This is a genomic window from Embleya scabrispora DSM 41855 (assembly GCF_000372745.1).
GTDB lineage: Bacteria > Actinomycetota > Actinomycetes > Streptomycetales > Streptomycetaceae > Embleya > Embleya scabrispora.
The window spans coordinates 334,638-347,488 of the sequence record NZ_KB889664.1 but is presented as its reverse complement, the minus strand read 5'-3'; the positions used below and the strand labels follow the sequence as shown (position 1 = coordinate 347,488).

The following is a 12,851-nucleotide window of genomic DNA, read 5'->3' as shown; positions in this document are numbered from 1 at the left end:
CACACAGAAGTCAATGGTCTGGACCAAAGTGGACTAGACCATTAACTTTCAGCGAAATCGTTTACCACGCAAGGAAGTTGCCCGGTGCGGCGAATGTCGTCCTTCCATGTTGTCGAGGGCCGGCCGGAAACCGCCGACCCGGCGGCACACGGTCCCCTCACCGGCGAGGAGGGTGGCGAACAGCGCGGAGCCGACCCGCATCGCGGTGACCCACGCCTCCCGGGTCCCCGGTTTCGCCGCGTCGGCGTCGTCGGCGCAGCGTGCCTGGGCCGGGTCCACGGCCGCCTGGCAGCCGCCGCCGAAGCCGCTCGCATCGTGCTCCGACCGCGCGGTGAACTCGGCCCCCGTGCGGGCGAGTTGCTCGCCATCGACAGTGGCGCCGCCGACCTCGCGCGCCGGACTGCCGCCGCCGCTCCCGTCGCGCGGGCTCTTCATCGGCTCCATCAGTTCCCGCGGCGGCACCACGGAGAACGTGCGCCGTGTCATGCGCGATGCGGGCTTTCCCGGGCCGATCGGCGGAGCCGGTCGGCGAGTTCCACGACCAGGTCGCGGAGTTCGTCCGGCCGCTCGATGACGAACGGCCGGTCCAGCGACGCGAGTACGGCGGGCAGCCAGTCGAGTCGTTCCACCCGCAGCTCGACCCGGCACCAGGGCGTCGTATCCCCCTTCCGGTCGCTCGCCGACGGCGACTCGGCCACGATGGCGATGCCGGCGGGAAGCCGGGAGCGGATCTCCGCGGCCGTCCCCCGCACGAGCACGGTCACCTCGTGCCGGTACGGAACGGTGGCGAGCCCGGTCAGGACGCGCTCCGCCGGGTCGAACCCGGCGGGGGGCTCGAACGCGCCGGGCAGGGCCCTGGCGTCGGCGATGCGATCCAGCCGCAACGTCCGCTCCTCGCCCACCGCGGGGTCCGCGCCCGTCACGTACCACCTGCCCGAGTGGGCGACGAGCCCATACGGGTGCAGCGTGCGTTCGCTGCGCCGGCCGTCGGCGGCGGTGTAGCGGATCCAGATCGGCCGGTGATGGCGCACCGCGTCCGCGATCGCGAGCAGGACCGCGCTCTCCGGGGCGGTCGGCTCGCCGGGCGGCGCGGTGAAGGCCACCGAGCCGAGCACGGCGTCGAGCCTGCGGCCGAGCCGCTCGGGCAGGACGCGCCGGATCTTGGCCGCCGCCGTCTCGCTCGCCGTACCGGTGGCCGTCATCAGACCGGCGCGCCGACCCGCGACCAGGCCGAGCAGCACGGCGAGCGCTTCGTCGTCGCTCAGCATGAGCGGTGGCATGCGGTAGCCGGAAGCCAGCCGGTATCCGCCGTAACGACCGCGCACGGACTCGACGGGTACGTCGAGGTCGATCAGGTGGTCGACGTACCGGCGCACCGTGCGCTCGTCGACGTCGAGCCGGTCGGCGAGTTCGGCCACGGTCCGGATGCCTCCCGCCTGCAGGAGCTCCAGCAGGGTGAGCACGCGCGCGATGGGTCGGGACATGGCGGAAAGTCTCCTGCGAATACCGGGCGGATTCTGTCCGGTATCGATCGTAGCGTGTGATCCGAGCACCGACCGATCAGGAGAAAACCATGAACTTCGTCTCGATTCGCATCATCACCGGCGATGTGGCCCGCCTCGTCGACTTCTACGAGCGCGCCACCGGCGTACGGGCGAACTGGGCAACCGAGGACTTCGCCGAGGTCAGGACCGATTCGGCGACACTCGCGATCGCCGGCACCCGTACCGTCCCCCTGTTCGCGCCCGGCTCCGCCCGCCCGGCCGACAACCACAGCGTCATCATCGAGTTTCTCGTCGACGACGTGGACGGCGTGTACCGAAACCTGACCGGCTTCGTGGAGGACTTCGTCACCGAGCCCACCACGATGCCCTGGGGCAACCGCGCGCTCCTGTTCCGCGACCCGGACGGCAACCTCGTCAACTTCTTCACCCCCGTCACCCCGGCCGCCATCGCGAAGTTCGCCCGCTGACGTCGATCCGGGGCTCTCGGGGGCCGCCCTCGGCCCGGCCGGCACCCTGCCGGAGGCCGGATGGACCGAGCATGATCGCGGCGTGACACGCCCTGGCGGCTCGTCGCGCGACGAGGACTACCGGGCGGGTTCGGCGGGCGACTCGTCCGCGGTGACCGGCGGGCCGGGAGTCGCCGGAGCGCTCTCGGGGCGTCGCGCCGCCGGATCGTTCATCGTGTGTGCCTCGTAGCACCGGAACGGGCGCACGGCCAGACCGCCGACGATCACCAGGACGATGCAGAGCATGGCGCTGCCCGACCAGGCGATGCCCAGGGTCGTGGCCGTCGCCATGGCTCCCGCGCGAAGATCGCCGAGCCGGGGGCCGCCGGCGACGACGACGGTGAAGACACCCTGGATGCGTCCTTGCATCTCGTCCGGGGCCCGGGTCTGCAGGATCGTCTGGCGGTAGACGGCACTCACCAGATCGGCGGCACCGGCGAGCATGAGGAAGACGACGGCCAGCCAGAGTGTGCGCGTGAAGCCGGCCAGCATGATGGCGGTTGCCCAGCCGACCACCGCGAGGATGAGCGCGACTCCCTGACGGCGCACCCCCGCGATCCACCCGCTGCACAGACCGGCCAGCAGGGATCCGACGGCGACCGCCGAGTAGAGCAACCCGATTCCCCCGTGGAAGCGAGTGGCGGCGGCCTCGGGGAACAGGGCGTTCGGCATGGCCAGCACCATGGCGGCGATGTCCACGGCGAACGACATCAAAAGCACCGGACTGCCGCCGATGAAGCGCAGGCCCTCCAGTACGGCGAGCATCCCCGTCCCGGCCGCGACTCCCGCCGGTTTGATGGGAGGCAGTCGCAGTGTCGAATAGAGGGACACGGTGAACAGGAGCGCGTCGGCGCCGTAGGCGTAGGCGAACCCGTGGGGGAACGCGAGGAGAACGCCCGCGACGAGCGGCCCCAGGATCTGTCCGATGTTGCTCACCGTGAAGCTCAGCGTGTTGGCGGCGGGGATCATCTCGTGCGGCACGATGCGCGGGATGATGGCGCCGCGCGCCGACGAGGCCGTGGCGAAGCCGGCTCCCTGGACGGCGACCAGGACGAGCAGGAGTACCTCCGATCGAGCGTTCAACAGCGTCTGGGCCAGCAGGGCGAGCGTCACCGACCAGGTCACGAGCGAGGACCACAGGCACAGAAGGCGGCGATCGACCACATCGGCGATGGCGCCGCCGTACAGGCCGAATACCAGGATGGGCACGAATCCGGCGAGCCCGGCCAGGCCCACGTACAACGACGAGTGCGCCATGGAGTAGATCTGGACCGGGACGGTGACCTCGGTGACCATCGTTCCCACCAACGAGGCGCCCTGGCCGATCAGAACGCGCCGATAGGCCGGAACGGCGAGCGGACGCGTGTCCACGGCTGCGCGACGCATGCGGGCGACCACGCCGTTGGCGGTCTTCGGCTCGTTCGTCGCTGTCATCGGGCGGCCGTCCCCGACTCGGTCCCGTGGTGGGCGGGTGACCCGGGCCACGGGCAGGGCCGATGCCGTCGTCGACGCGAAACTCCCGGTGTTGTGCTCATGACGCTACGTTGCCATGAGACCCGATGGCTTTCTTCCATTAATCTGCCTACTTGTGTCGCAGAACAGCCATCAGCCGTCGGTCACGCCCTCGACGGCCCATGCCCACGCCGCCGGCGAGGTGATCGACCGCCACCGGCACGACTACCACCAGCTCATCTACGTCAGCGCCGGAGTTCTCGCCATCCGGACCGAGTGGGGAGCCTGGGTGGCCTGCCCGGACCGTGCCGTCTGGATCCCGGCGAGGATGTGGCACGAGCACCGGGTCTACGGACACAGCTCCGTGCACACCCTCGGCTTCGCGTCGGACGACACTCCCCTGCCCGTCGACGCGCCGACGGTTGTGGCCGTCGACGTTCTGCTTCGAGAACTTTTCATCGCCTGTACCGAACCGGACCTGCCGGCAGCCGAGTCGCGGCGACTCCGGGCGGTGTTGAACGATCGGCTGCGCCGAGCCCACGTCCGGCCTCTGACCCTGCCGACGGCGCGGGACGCACGACTGGCCCACGCCTGCCGGGTGGTCGAGGAGGACCTGAGCCGTCCTCGAACCATGGCTTGGCTGGCCCGTCACGTCGGCGTCGGCGAGCGAACCCTCACCCGGCTCTTCCGCACGGAGTTCGGCACGACCTATCCCCGGTGGCGAACCAATACGCGGGTCTTCCACGCCATGATCCAACTGGCCGAGGGGGCCACCGTCACCGGGACGGCACGCCGCTGCGGCTGGGCCACGACCAGCGCGTTCATCGACACGTTCGCCCAGACCATGGGCCACACGCCCGGCGCCTACCGAAGCGCGGCGCACCGGACCGCCACGACCGGCGCATCCACCGAGGAGCCGGCCTCCGGCCCATCCGACCCCGACTCCCCCGGACCACGAGCCGCGCGGCCTTGACCCCATCGGACGATCACCCGTCGATGGCGACGAATGTTTTGCCGAAACAGCATGAATGTTTGCCGTCCGGCCGGGCGTGATCGCAGGCTGGACGACATGAGCGAGAACACGTTGGTGCAGGCGAATGGTCGGGCGTGGGACGTCGTGGTGGTCGGGGGCGGTGTCGCGGGGCTGTCGGCCGCGCTGACCCTGGCGCGGGTGCGCCGGTCGGTGCTGGTGATCGACGCGGGTGAGCCGCGCAACGCTCCGGCGGCAGCGGCGCACGGTCTCCTGTCGCGGGACGGGACCGCGCCCTTGGAACTGCTGCGGCTGGGGCGGGAGGAAGTCGCCTCCTACGGCGGGCGCGTCGAGTCCGGCCGGGTCTCGGGGGTGCGTCGCGAGGGCGCGCGTCTGGTGGTGACGACCGAGGACGGCGGCCGTGCGGTGGCGCGGCGCGTTCTGGTGACCACGGGGCTGATGGACGAGCTGCCCGATGTCGCCGGGCTCGCGGAGCGGTGGGGGCGCGACGTGTTGCACTGCCCGTACTGCCACGGCTGGGAGGTGCGCGATGCGGCCGTGGGCGTGCTGGCCACCGGTCCGATGGCGGTCCATCAGGCGCTGCTGTTCCGGCAGTTGACGTCGGACGTGACGCTTTTCGCGCACACCGGCGGCGATCCGACCGAGGAGCAGTGGGAGCAACTGGCCGCACTCGGCGTCCATGTGGTCGACGGTGAGGTCAGCGGTCTGGAGGTCGACGACCGGGACCGGCTGTCGGGCGTGCGCCTGGCATCGGGCCGGTCGGTCCCGGTGGAGGCCCTGGTGGTGGCGCCGCGGCTCGTGGCGCGCGCCGGGTTCCTCACCGAGCTGGGCCTCGCGGTCACCGAACATGCGATGGGGGTGGGCGTGCAACTGGTCTGCGAACCGGGCGGGTTCACCGGCGTCGAGGGAGTGTGGGCGGCGGGCAACGTCACGGACCTGGCGGCCGGCGTCCCGGTCGCTGCGGCGTCGGGTGTGCAGGTCGCGGCGGCGATCAACATGGACCTGATCGGCGCCGACACGAAGGCTGCGGTCACCGCCCGCGCCGGCGGCGTCTTCGGCGCGGCGATGGAGGCGGAGGTGTCCCGGCGGACGCTGGGCGAGCGCCGCCATGGTCTGGAGATCCCGCGTCGCCAGGGTGTTTGACCCGGGCGGCAGTTGCCATGGGTTCGGTGGGTCCTCCACGGTTCGCGTGCCGCGAGCCCGGGGGTGGGCTCGTTCCTCCGGTGGCCGAACGGGACGAGGAGTTCGACCGGGAGGCCGGCGGTGAGCATCGGCACCGGGCCGCCCGTCGTCGGCACCGCGTGCGGCGTCCCGGGCCCGGTGGCCGGGCCCGGGACGCCGGTGGTGCCGGCCTTGCGAACCCCGCTACCTCGCGCCTGCCGGGGGCGAGGTGAGGTCGGGCAGGTGCTCGCGGGCGATCAGCCGCCCCATGGTTCGCAGCAGCGGCGCTGCTGCGGCGATGGAGCGCTCCCGGTCGGGTTCGAGGCTGCCCAGGGTGTAGGCGGCTCGGAAACCGGCTGCGGCGACCTGCTCGCGGGTCAGGGTCAGGCGTCCGCACACGGCGATGACGGGAACACCGTGGAGGCGGGCGCGGCGGGCAACGCCCAGCGGGGCCTTGCCCTGGAGGGTCTGCAGGTCCAGGGAGCCCTCGCCGGTGACGACCAGGGTGGCCGCGCGCAGCTCCTGTTCGATTCCCACCGCGTCGAGGACGACGTCGACGCCGAGCCGGCGGCGCGCGCCCAGGCAGGCCAGGGCGCCGAAGCCGCTGCCACCGGCGGCCCCCGCGCCCGGCAGCGACGCGACGCGCGCGGCATCCGGGCCCACGGCCGGCACCAGGATCTCGACCAATCGGCTGAGCCCGGCCTCCAGTACGGCGACATCCTCCGGCCCGGCGCCCTTCTGCGGCCCGTACGCGGCCGCGGCCCCGCCGGGTCCCAGCAAGGGTGCGTCGACGTCGGTGGCGAGCAGGAACTCGGTGCCCGCCAGCCGTGCGTCGAGGCCGGACAGGTCGGCGTCGGCGAGGCCGCGCAGGGCCGCGCCACCGTCGGGTATCACGCGCCCGCCGGCGTCGGTGAACCGAGCTCCCAGCGCGCCGAGCAGTCCCACTCCCCCGTCGGTACAGGCACTGCCGCCCAGACCCAGCACGATGGTGCGCGCACCGGTGTCCAGCGCCTTGCGCACGACCTCGCCGGCGCCCCTGCTGCTCGCGGTGAGCGGCGCCGGGATGCCGTCGGGCAGCCGGCCCAGTCCCGAACTCTGGGCGAGTTCCACCACGGCCGTAGTGCCACGTTGGGCAAAGGAGGCGCGGACGGCCCGGCCGGTGGGCCCACCGACGGTGACGACGCGGCGTCGGAAACCGCCCGAGTGGACCAAGGCGTCCACGGTGCCCTCGCCGCCGTCGGCGACGGGCAGACCGGTCACCGACAGACCGGGGCGGGCGCGGCGCAGTCCGGCGGCGAGATGGCGGGCCACCTCCGCGGCGCCGAGCGAGCCCTTGAACTTGTCCGGGGCGAGCAGGACATGCGGCAGGGGTGTGCCTTGCCACCGAGTGCCCGGTTCGGCGGCGGCGCCGCGGACGGGATCGCGTGGTTGCGGGAGGGGACGAGCCTTGGTCATGCCGGGCCTTGTCCGGACGGCGGTTCGACGGGTCCCCGGGACCAGGATTCACCGCGCAGGGCGGCCTGCACCAGGTCCGTCATCCGCTGCTGGTCGTCGATCTCCTGCCGGCGGCTGCTCGTCTCGTGACCGCCACTGAACCAGTCGATCCGGACGTCCCCGCCCGCGCGTTGCAGGGCCTGCGCGTAGGCGTACGCCTGCTTGGGCGGAGTACGGGTGTCGTGGGTGGCCTGCATGATCCATACGGGGGCGCGCACCGATCCCACGTACGTGATCGGCGAGGCGCGCCGGTAGCGGTCCGGGTCGAGGTCGGGGGCGGCTCCGAAGAACGCCTTCCAGGCCGCGCGCAGGGCCGGGTTCATGTCGTCATAGGCGGTCACCCAGTCGGCCATCGGAACGAAGGCCATCGCCCCCGCGAACAGGTGGGGCAGCCGACCCACGGACAGCAGGGACAGGAAGCCGCCGTAGGAGGCACCGGTGATGAAGATTCGCCCGGCGTCGGCGACACCGTCGGCCGTCAGTCGCCGGACCGCCGACTCGATGTCCTCCAGCTCCCGGTCGCCGATGGAGCCGAGAAACCCTTCACGGAACCGGCGGCCGAAGGTGACCGAGCCTCGGTAGTTCAGCGACGCGTACGCCACCCCCGAGGCGACCCATGCCTGTGCCTGCGGATTGTAGGAGTCGACGGAGACCAGGTTCGGGCCACCGTGCAGGTTCAGCACCAGCGGAAGCGGCCCTTCGGCGTGCGGAGGTCGACACACCCACAACTGCAAGGGGGTGCCGTCGGTGGAGTGCACGGTGAGCGAGGTGGCGCGGACGCCCGACGGTACGGGAGTCGGCAAATCGGCCGTCGGGATCCCACCCGTCGAGCAGTCGACGTGAAGGATCGTCAGGGGCTGGTCGAAGCGCTGGTGGAGCAGGCGGATGCGTCCGTCGGCGGCGTAGTGCGAGGCCCACTGGTTCAGGTGGGCCGCGGCCACGTCGGGCTCGAAGTACGCCCCGGCCGGATGGGGGACCGCCGTCAGCGCCCGGCTGCGCAGGTCGAACTCCATCACGTGGTGCAGGCCGTCGTCGACGTGGACCAGCAGGATCCGGGAAGCGTCGTCGGACCAGTCGAGGGCGACCAGGTCGCCGTGCAGATGCGGGGCGTCCACGTCGATCCGGCTGCCGTCGGCGGGGTCCCAGACGCAGGGGCGGGCGAAGCCGGTGCGCTCGGTCGACACGAGCAGGCGACCGTCACCGTCCACCGGGGAGAACCGCACCGCCCGCACGGGTGCCTTCGGCCCGTCGGTGAGGCAGCCCAGGACCTCCCCCGTGCCGGTCGTCACCACGGTCACGGCGAAGCGGCGCACTCCGGGGTTGTGGTCGGTGGTGTCGACACTGGCGATCCGCCCGTCGGCGGAGATCAGCCCGTTCCACGCCTCGTGGGGCGAGGTGAACAGCCGACTGGGCGCCGGCGTCCCGGAACTGTGGACGTGCCAGAGGCTGAAGCCGTCGGGGGCGGCGACGGTGATCACGGCGCCATCGCCGTGCCGGGCGGTGTCGATGCCCCGAAGCGTGTAGGGCGCGAGCGCGGGGGTCAGGTCGCGGCGGTCGGCCCCGTCCACGGAGGTCGCCCACACGTGTCCGACTTCCGAGCCGTTGTCGTCGTGCAGGCTCAACACCCACTCGCCGTCCGCGCTGAGCACCGCCTCGCCCGGGTCGCCGAAGTCGCCCGAAAGCGGCAGGCCGCTCCCTCGCTTCGCGTCCCAGCGGGCGAGGGTCGGGCCCTGCTCGGTGTCCTCGACCACCAGGCAGAGATCGCGCTCGCCTCGCCCGCGTCGCATGGACAGGATCCGGTCGGTGGTGAAGAAGCGGTGCCAGGACACGGTCATGGAGCGATCCTCTCGGGGGTGGTGTCGGCGTCCGGTTGCGGGAGGACTTCGGCGAAGTGACAGGCCGTCAGATGTCCTGCGCCCGTCTCGGTGAGCGGCGGGGTCACTTCCGCGCACACGTTCTGCGCCTTCCAGCAGCGGGTGCGAAAGCGGCAGCCCGAAGGCGGGTCCAGCGGACCGGGTATGTCACCCTCCAGCACGATCCGCCTGCGGGTGCGCTGGATGCGCGGGTCGGGAATCGGCACGGCCGACAACAGCGCCTGGGTGTAGGGGTGCCGTGCCGACTCGAACAGCGAGTCCACCGGGGCGTGTTCGACGATCCGGCCGAGGTACATCACCGCGACCTCGTCGCTGATCTGCCGAACCACGGACAGGTCGTGGGCGATGAACAGGTAGGTCAGCCCGAGCTGCTCCTGGAGGTCCTCCAGCAGGTTGACCACCCCGGCCTGGACGCTGACGTCCAGTGCGCTCACCGGTTCGTCCAGGACGAGTACGTCGGGTTCCACGGCCAGCGCCCGGGCGATGCCGATGCGCTGGCGCTGCCCGCCGGAGAACTGGTGCGGGAAACGGTGGGCGTGTGCCGGATCGAGGCCGACCAGGCCCAGCAGTTCGTGTACCCGCTCGCGTTCGTGCCCCGGGTGCAGGCCGTGGATGCGCAGCGGCTCGGTGAGGATGGCCTGCACGCTCATCTGCGGGTTGAGGGAGGAGTAGGGGTCCTGGAAGACGAGTTGGACCCGTCGTCGGATGCCGGACAGGGCGCGTCGGTTCGCGGTGGTGATGTCGGTTCCGTCGAGCAGGACCCGGCCGCCGGCCGGGGTGACCAGGCGGACCAGGCAGCGGCCGAGGGTGCTCTTGCCGCAGCCGGTCTCACCGACCAGGCCCAGCGTGCGGCCGCGGGCGATGGCGAAGTCCACGCCCGAGACGGCCTGCACGACGGCGGCGTTGCGGCCGCGCCCGGTCCGGTACTCCGCCACCAGCCCGGTGACATCCACTGCGGTCGTGGTCATCGCTTCACGCTCTCGATCTCGTGGAACCGCACGCAGGCCGTCGTGTGGGTGGCGTCGATGGCCAGGGGAGGTGCGTCGACGTCGCCGCAAACCGACGGAACCACATGCGGGCAGCGGGGCTGGAACGGGCATCCGGTGGGACGCTCGCTCGGCAGCGGGGGCTGACCGGGAATCTGCACCAGTCGTTCGGCGCGCCGGTCGATGCGTGGCAGTGCTCCCAAAAGGCCGGTCGTGTACGGGTGGGCAGGATGGTGGAACAGCGAGTCGACCGGGCTTTCCTCGAGCTTGCGTCCGCAGTACATGACCATGACGCGGTCGGCGATGCCGGCGACCACGCCCAGGTCGTGGGTGATCAGCAGGACCGAGGTGTGGGTGCGCTCCTGGACACGTTCGATCACGTCGAGGACCTGCGCCTGCACGGTCACGTCCAGGGCGGTGGTCGGTTCGTCGGCGATCAGCAGGGCGGGGTCGTTGGCGATGCCCATCGCGATCATGACGCGCTGGCGCATGCCGCCGGAGAGTTCGTGCGGGTACTGGTCGACGCGGTCCCGCGGGGAGGCGATGCCCACCAGGTCCAGGAGTTCGACGGTGCGCTCCCGCAGGGCCTGGCTCCCCCGGCTCGCGTCGTGCACGCTGACAGCCTCGGCCACCTGCGCCCCGACGGTCATCATCGGATTGAGCGCGGCGAGCGCGTCCTGGAAGATCACCGCGAGTTGTTTGCCGCGGATCGGCCGCATTTCCCGGTCGGAGAGGTCGAGCAGTTCCCGTCCGCGGAAGAGCACCGATCCCTCGGCGGTCGCGTTGCGCGGGAGCAGGCCCATGATCGCCATGGTGGCGGCGCTCTTGCCGGAGCCCGACTCGCCGACGATGCCCAGGGTCTCGCCGGGGGCCACGTCGAAAGACAGGCGTTCGACCGCGGTCACGGGACCGGAGTCGGTCCGGTAGGTGACGGTGAGGTCGCGCACGGACAGCACGGGGGTGGTGTCGGAGGTCATCACTGCCTTCCTTGGGGGTCGAAGGCGTCGCGCAGGCCGTCGCCGACGAAGTTCACCGCGAGCACGGTGATCAGGATCGCCAGGCCCGGTACGTAGAGCAGGTATGCCTGCGAGGTGCCGATCAGCCCGGCGGCCTGGCTGAGCATGTTGCCCCAGCTCGACTGGGGCGGCTGGATGCCGAACCCGAGGAAGCTGGTGGTGGATTCGAGGATGATGGCGGAGGCGACCGCCAGGGACACGTTGACGGCGATGACACCGGTCAGGTTGGGCAGCAGGTGTCGCACGACGATCCGCGCGTTCGAGGCGCCGATCACCCGGGCCGCCTGGATGAACTCCTTGTTGCGCAGGGTGAGTACCTGCGAGCGCACGACGCGGGCGATCATGGTCCAACCCAGCGCGGACAGGACCAGCACGATGGTCACCGGTGAGGGGCCCAGTGCCTGCAGGGCCAGGGCCAGGACGGCGATGGCGGGCACGATCAGGAACAGGTCGGTCACCCGCATGATCACTTCGTCGGCCCAACCGCCGGCGAATCCGGCGATCGCACCGACGGCCGTGCCCACGACGGTGGACAACAGGGCGACGCAGATGCCGACCGCCAGTGAGACCTGCCCGGCGAACAGCAACTCGCTGAGGTAGTCGCGGCCGAGCGCGTCCGTGCCCAACCAGTGGGCCGAGGAGGGCTGTTGAGCACCCAGCAGGAGGTCCTGTCGGTTGTGCGGGTACGGGGCGATCCAGTGGGCGCCGAAGCAGGCGATCGCCAGCGCGCTCAGGATCACCAGGCCCACCACGGCCAGGCGGTGGCGCAGGAATCGCTCCAGCACGATCCGGCGCCGGGGCTTGTCCTTGGCTGGTGCGGGCTTGGCCGGTGTGGGCGACGGGACGGTCGACGTCGTGGATGCGGCGATCCGAGGTGCGGCGGAGTCGTTCATCGCAGGGCCACCCTCGGGTCCAGGAGCGCGTAGGCCACGTCCGCCAGTAGGTTGAAGACGATCACGGCGACGGCCACCACGAGCATCCACGGGATCAGCACGAACACGTCGCCGGCCAGGATCGAGCTGAGGAAGAGCCGGCCCATGCCGGGGATCGCGTAGATCTGTTCGGTGACGACCAGCCCGCCGACCAGGGCGGCGGAGTCGAGGGCCACGACGGTGACGAACGGGGCGAGCGCGTTGCGCAGGGCGTGCCGGAACAGGATGCGGCGGCGTGGGACACCCTTTGCCCGGGCGGTGCGTACGTAGTCGCCGGCGAGGGCCTCGAGCATGGAGGTCCGAGTGAACCGGGACCAACTGGCGACCAGGCCGATGGTCAGCGTGACGACGGGAAGCGCCAGATGGCGGAAGTAGTCGAGGTTGATCCCGCTCTCGCCCACCGAGTGCAGTCCGACGAAGTACAACGGGGGTTCGCTCAGGCCGAATTGCTGCCTGGGCCACACCGCCAGGAGTTGGATCAGGACCAGGCCGAGCCAGAACGCGGGCATCGCGATGCCCACGTAGGAGAGCCCGGTGAGCACGTAGTCCCCGGCCGAGTACTGGCGGGCCGCGGAGTAGATGCCGATGCCCAGGGCGATCACGGAGGCGAACAGCACTCCCCAGAACATCAGTTGCAGGGTGACTTCGAGCGCGGAACCGATCATCGGCATCACGGCCCCGCTGGTCCTGGTGCTGGTGCCCCAGTCCCCGGTCACGAATGCCTTCATCCACAGCAGGTACTGCTCGGGCGCCGAGCGGTCCAGTCCGAGCAGCTCGGTCTGCCGGCGCACGGCGCCGGGGTCGGTGGACTGGCGCAGTTTGGCGAGCGGGTCGAAGGTGGCGCGGACCGCCCAGAACAGGATGAAGGAGGCGATCACCAGCACGGGCAGCGAGTAGGCCAAACGGCGCACGGTGTATCTCAACATGAGGTGTC

Annotated in this window: 12 protein-coding genes; 3 read left to right on the top strand and 9 right to left on the bottom strand. The window is 71.3% G+C overall.

What is annotated here, in order from left to right:
• Positions 1-48: 48 nt before the first annotated feature.
• Both A3IC_RS0118950 and A3IC_RS0118945 read right to left on the bottom strand, forming a co-directional pair.
• Positions 49-486 carry a hypothetical protein gene (locus A3IC_RS0118950; protein ID WP_020551628.1) on the bottom strand — a complete coding sequence of 146 codons (438 nt, stop codon included), beginning with the start codon at positions 484-486 and terminating at the stop codon, positions 49-51.
• Entirely contained in the window at positions 483-1,484 is a 1,002-nt protein-coding gene (locus tag A3IC_RS0118945) for a helix-turn-helix transcriptional regulator (RefSeq protein ID WP_020551627.1), read from the bottom strand. The genes A3IC_RS0118950 and A3IC_RS0118945 overlap by 4 nt, the downstream gene beginning before the upstream one ends.
• An 89-nt stretch (positions 1,485-1,573) precedes the next feature.
• Here A3IC_RS0118945 and A3IC_RS0118940 point away from each other — a divergent pair, with 89 nt between their 5' ends.
• Positions 1,574-1,972 (top strand): VOC family protein, encoded by a 399-nt coding sequence (locus A3IC_RS0118940; protein ID WP_026218441.1) that lies wholly within the window; start codon positions 1,574-1,576, stop codon positions 1,970-1,972.
• A 117-nt stretch (positions 1,973-2,089) separates the two neighbouring features.
• Here the strand turns inward: A3IC_RS0118940 and A3IC_RS0118935 are convergent, their stop codons facing one another.
• Positions 2,090-3,445: an MFS transporter gene (locus A3IC_RS0118935; RefSeq protein WP_020551625.1), complete on the bottom strand. Its 1,356-nt coding sequence runs from the start codon at positions 3,443-3,445 to the stop codon at positions 2,090-2,092.
• Positions 3,446-3,599: 154 nt separating this feature from the next.
• On the opposite strand from A3IC_RS0118935, the gene A3IC_RS0118930 reads away from it, so the two are divergent.
• Together A3IC_RS0118930 and A3IC_RS0118925 are read left to right on the top strand one after the other, a co-directional pair.
• The gene (locus A3IC_RS0118930) at positions 3,600-4,436 is read left to right on the top strand and encodes an AraC family transcriptional regulator (protein ID WP_020551624.1); all 837 of its coding nucleotides are present in this window, start codon (positions 3,600-3,602) and stop codon (positions 4,434-4,436) included.
• Positions 4,437-4,532: 96 nt separating this feature from the next.
• Positions 4,533-5,597: an NAD(P)/FAD-dependent oxidoreductase gene (locus A3IC_RS0118925; protein WP_020551623.1), complete on the top strand. Its 1,065-nt coding sequence runs from the start codon at positions 4,533-4,535 to the stop codon at positions 5,595-5,597.
• Positions 5,598-5,819: 222 nt separating this feature from the next.
• On the opposite strand, the gene A3IC_RS0118920 is transcribed toward A3IC_RS0118925, so the two are convergent.
• The 6 genes from A3IC_RS0118920 to A3IC_RS0118895 are packed head-to-tail and all read right to left on the bottom strand — an operon-like array spanning position 5,820 to position 12,843.
• Positions 5,820-7,070 (bottom strand): glycerate kinase, encoded by a 1,251-nt coding sequence (locus A3IC_RS0118920; RefSeq protein ID WP_020551622.1) that lies wholly within the window; start codon positions 7,068-7,070, stop codon positions 5,820-5,822.
• The gene (locus A3IC_RS0118915) at positions 7,067-8,944 is read right to left on the bottom strand and encodes a prolyl oligopeptidase family serine peptidase (protein ID WP_020551621.1); all 1,878 of its coding nucleotides are present in this window, start codon (positions 8,942-8,944) and stop codon (positions 7,067-7,069) included. The genes A3IC_RS0118920 and A3IC_RS0118915 overlap by 4 nt, the downstream gene beginning before the upstream one ends.
• Positions 8,941-9,951 (bottom strand): ABC transporter ATP-binding protein, encoded by a 1,011-nt coding sequence (locus A3IC_RS0118910; protein ID WP_020551620.1) that lies wholly within the window; start codon positions 9,949-9,951, stop codon positions 8,941-8,943. The genes A3IC_RS0118915 and A3IC_RS0118910 overlap by 4 nt, the downstream gene beginning before the upstream one ends.
• Positions 9,948-10,946: an ABC transporter ATP-binding protein gene (locus A3IC_RS0118905; RefSeq protein ID WP_020551619.1), complete on the bottom strand. Its 999-nt coding sequence runs from the start codon at positions 10,944-10,946 to the stop codon at positions 9,948-9,950. Before A3IC_RS0118905 ends, A3IC_RS0118910 begins: the two co-directional genes overlap by 4 nt.
• Positions 10,946-11,878, bottom strand: a complete 933-nt coding sequence (locus A3IC_RS0118900) for an ABC transporter permease (protein WP_020551618.1) — start codon at positions 11,876-11,878, stop codon at positions 10,946-10,948. The genes A3IC_RS0118905 and A3IC_RS0118900 overlap by 1 nt, the downstream gene beginning before the upstream one ends.
• Entirely contained in the window at positions 11,875-12,843 is a 969-nt protein-coding gene (locus tag A3IC_RS0118895) for an ABC transporter permease (RefSeq protein ID WP_020551617.1), read from the bottom strand. Before A3IC_RS0118895 ends, A3IC_RS0118900 begins: the two co-directional genes overlap by 4 nt.
• Positions 12,844-12,851 lie beyond the last annotated feature (8 nt).

Bases quoted from the DNA above. Each gene is read 5' to 3' on its own strand.
- A3IC_RS0118950 (WP_020551628.1), bottom strand. From the start codon at position 486: ATGACACGGCGCACGTTCTCCGTGGTGCCGCCGCGGGAACTGATGGAG.
- A3IC_RS0118945 (WP_020551627.1), bottom strand. From the start codon at position 1,484: ATGTCCCGACCCATCGCGCGCGTGCTCACCCTGCTGGAGCTCCTGCAG.
- A3IC_RS0118940 (WP_026218441.1), top strand. From the start codon at position 1,574: ATGAACTTCGTCTCGATTCGCATCATCACCGGCGATGTGGCCCGCCTC.
- A3IC_RS0118935 (WP_020551625.1), bottom strand. From the start codon at position 3,445: ATGACAGCGACGAACGAGCCGAAGACCGCCAACGGCGTGGTCGCCCGC.
- A3IC_RS0118925 (WP_020551623.1), top strand. From the start codon at position 4,533: ATGAGCGAGAACACGTTGGTGCAGGCGAATGGTCGGGCGTGGGACGTC.
- A3IC_RS0118920 (WP_020551622.1), bottom strand. From the start codon at position 7,070: ATGACCAAGGCTCGTCCCCTCCCGCAACCACGCGATCCCGTCCGCGGC.
- A3IC_RS0118915 (WP_020551621.1), bottom strand. From the start codon at position 8,944: ATGACCGTGTCCTGGCACCGCTTCTTCACCACCGACCGGATCCTGTCC.
- A3IC_RS0118910 (WP_020551620.1), bottom strand. From the start codon at position 9,951: ATGACCACGACCGCAGTGGATGTCACCGGGCTGGTGGCGGAGTACCGG.
- A3IC_RS0118905 (WP_020551619.1), bottom strand. From the start codon at position 10,946: ATGACCTCCGACACCACCCCCGTGCTGTCCGTGCGCGACCTCACCGTC.
- A3IC_RS0118900 (WP_020551618.1), bottom strand. From the start codon at position 11,878: ATGAACGACTCCGCCGCACCTCGGATCGCCGCATCCACGACGTCGACC.
- A3IC_RS0118895 (WP_020551617.1), bottom strand. From the start codon at position 12,843: ATGTTGAGATACACCGTGCGCCGTTTGGCCTACTCGCTGCCCGTGCTG.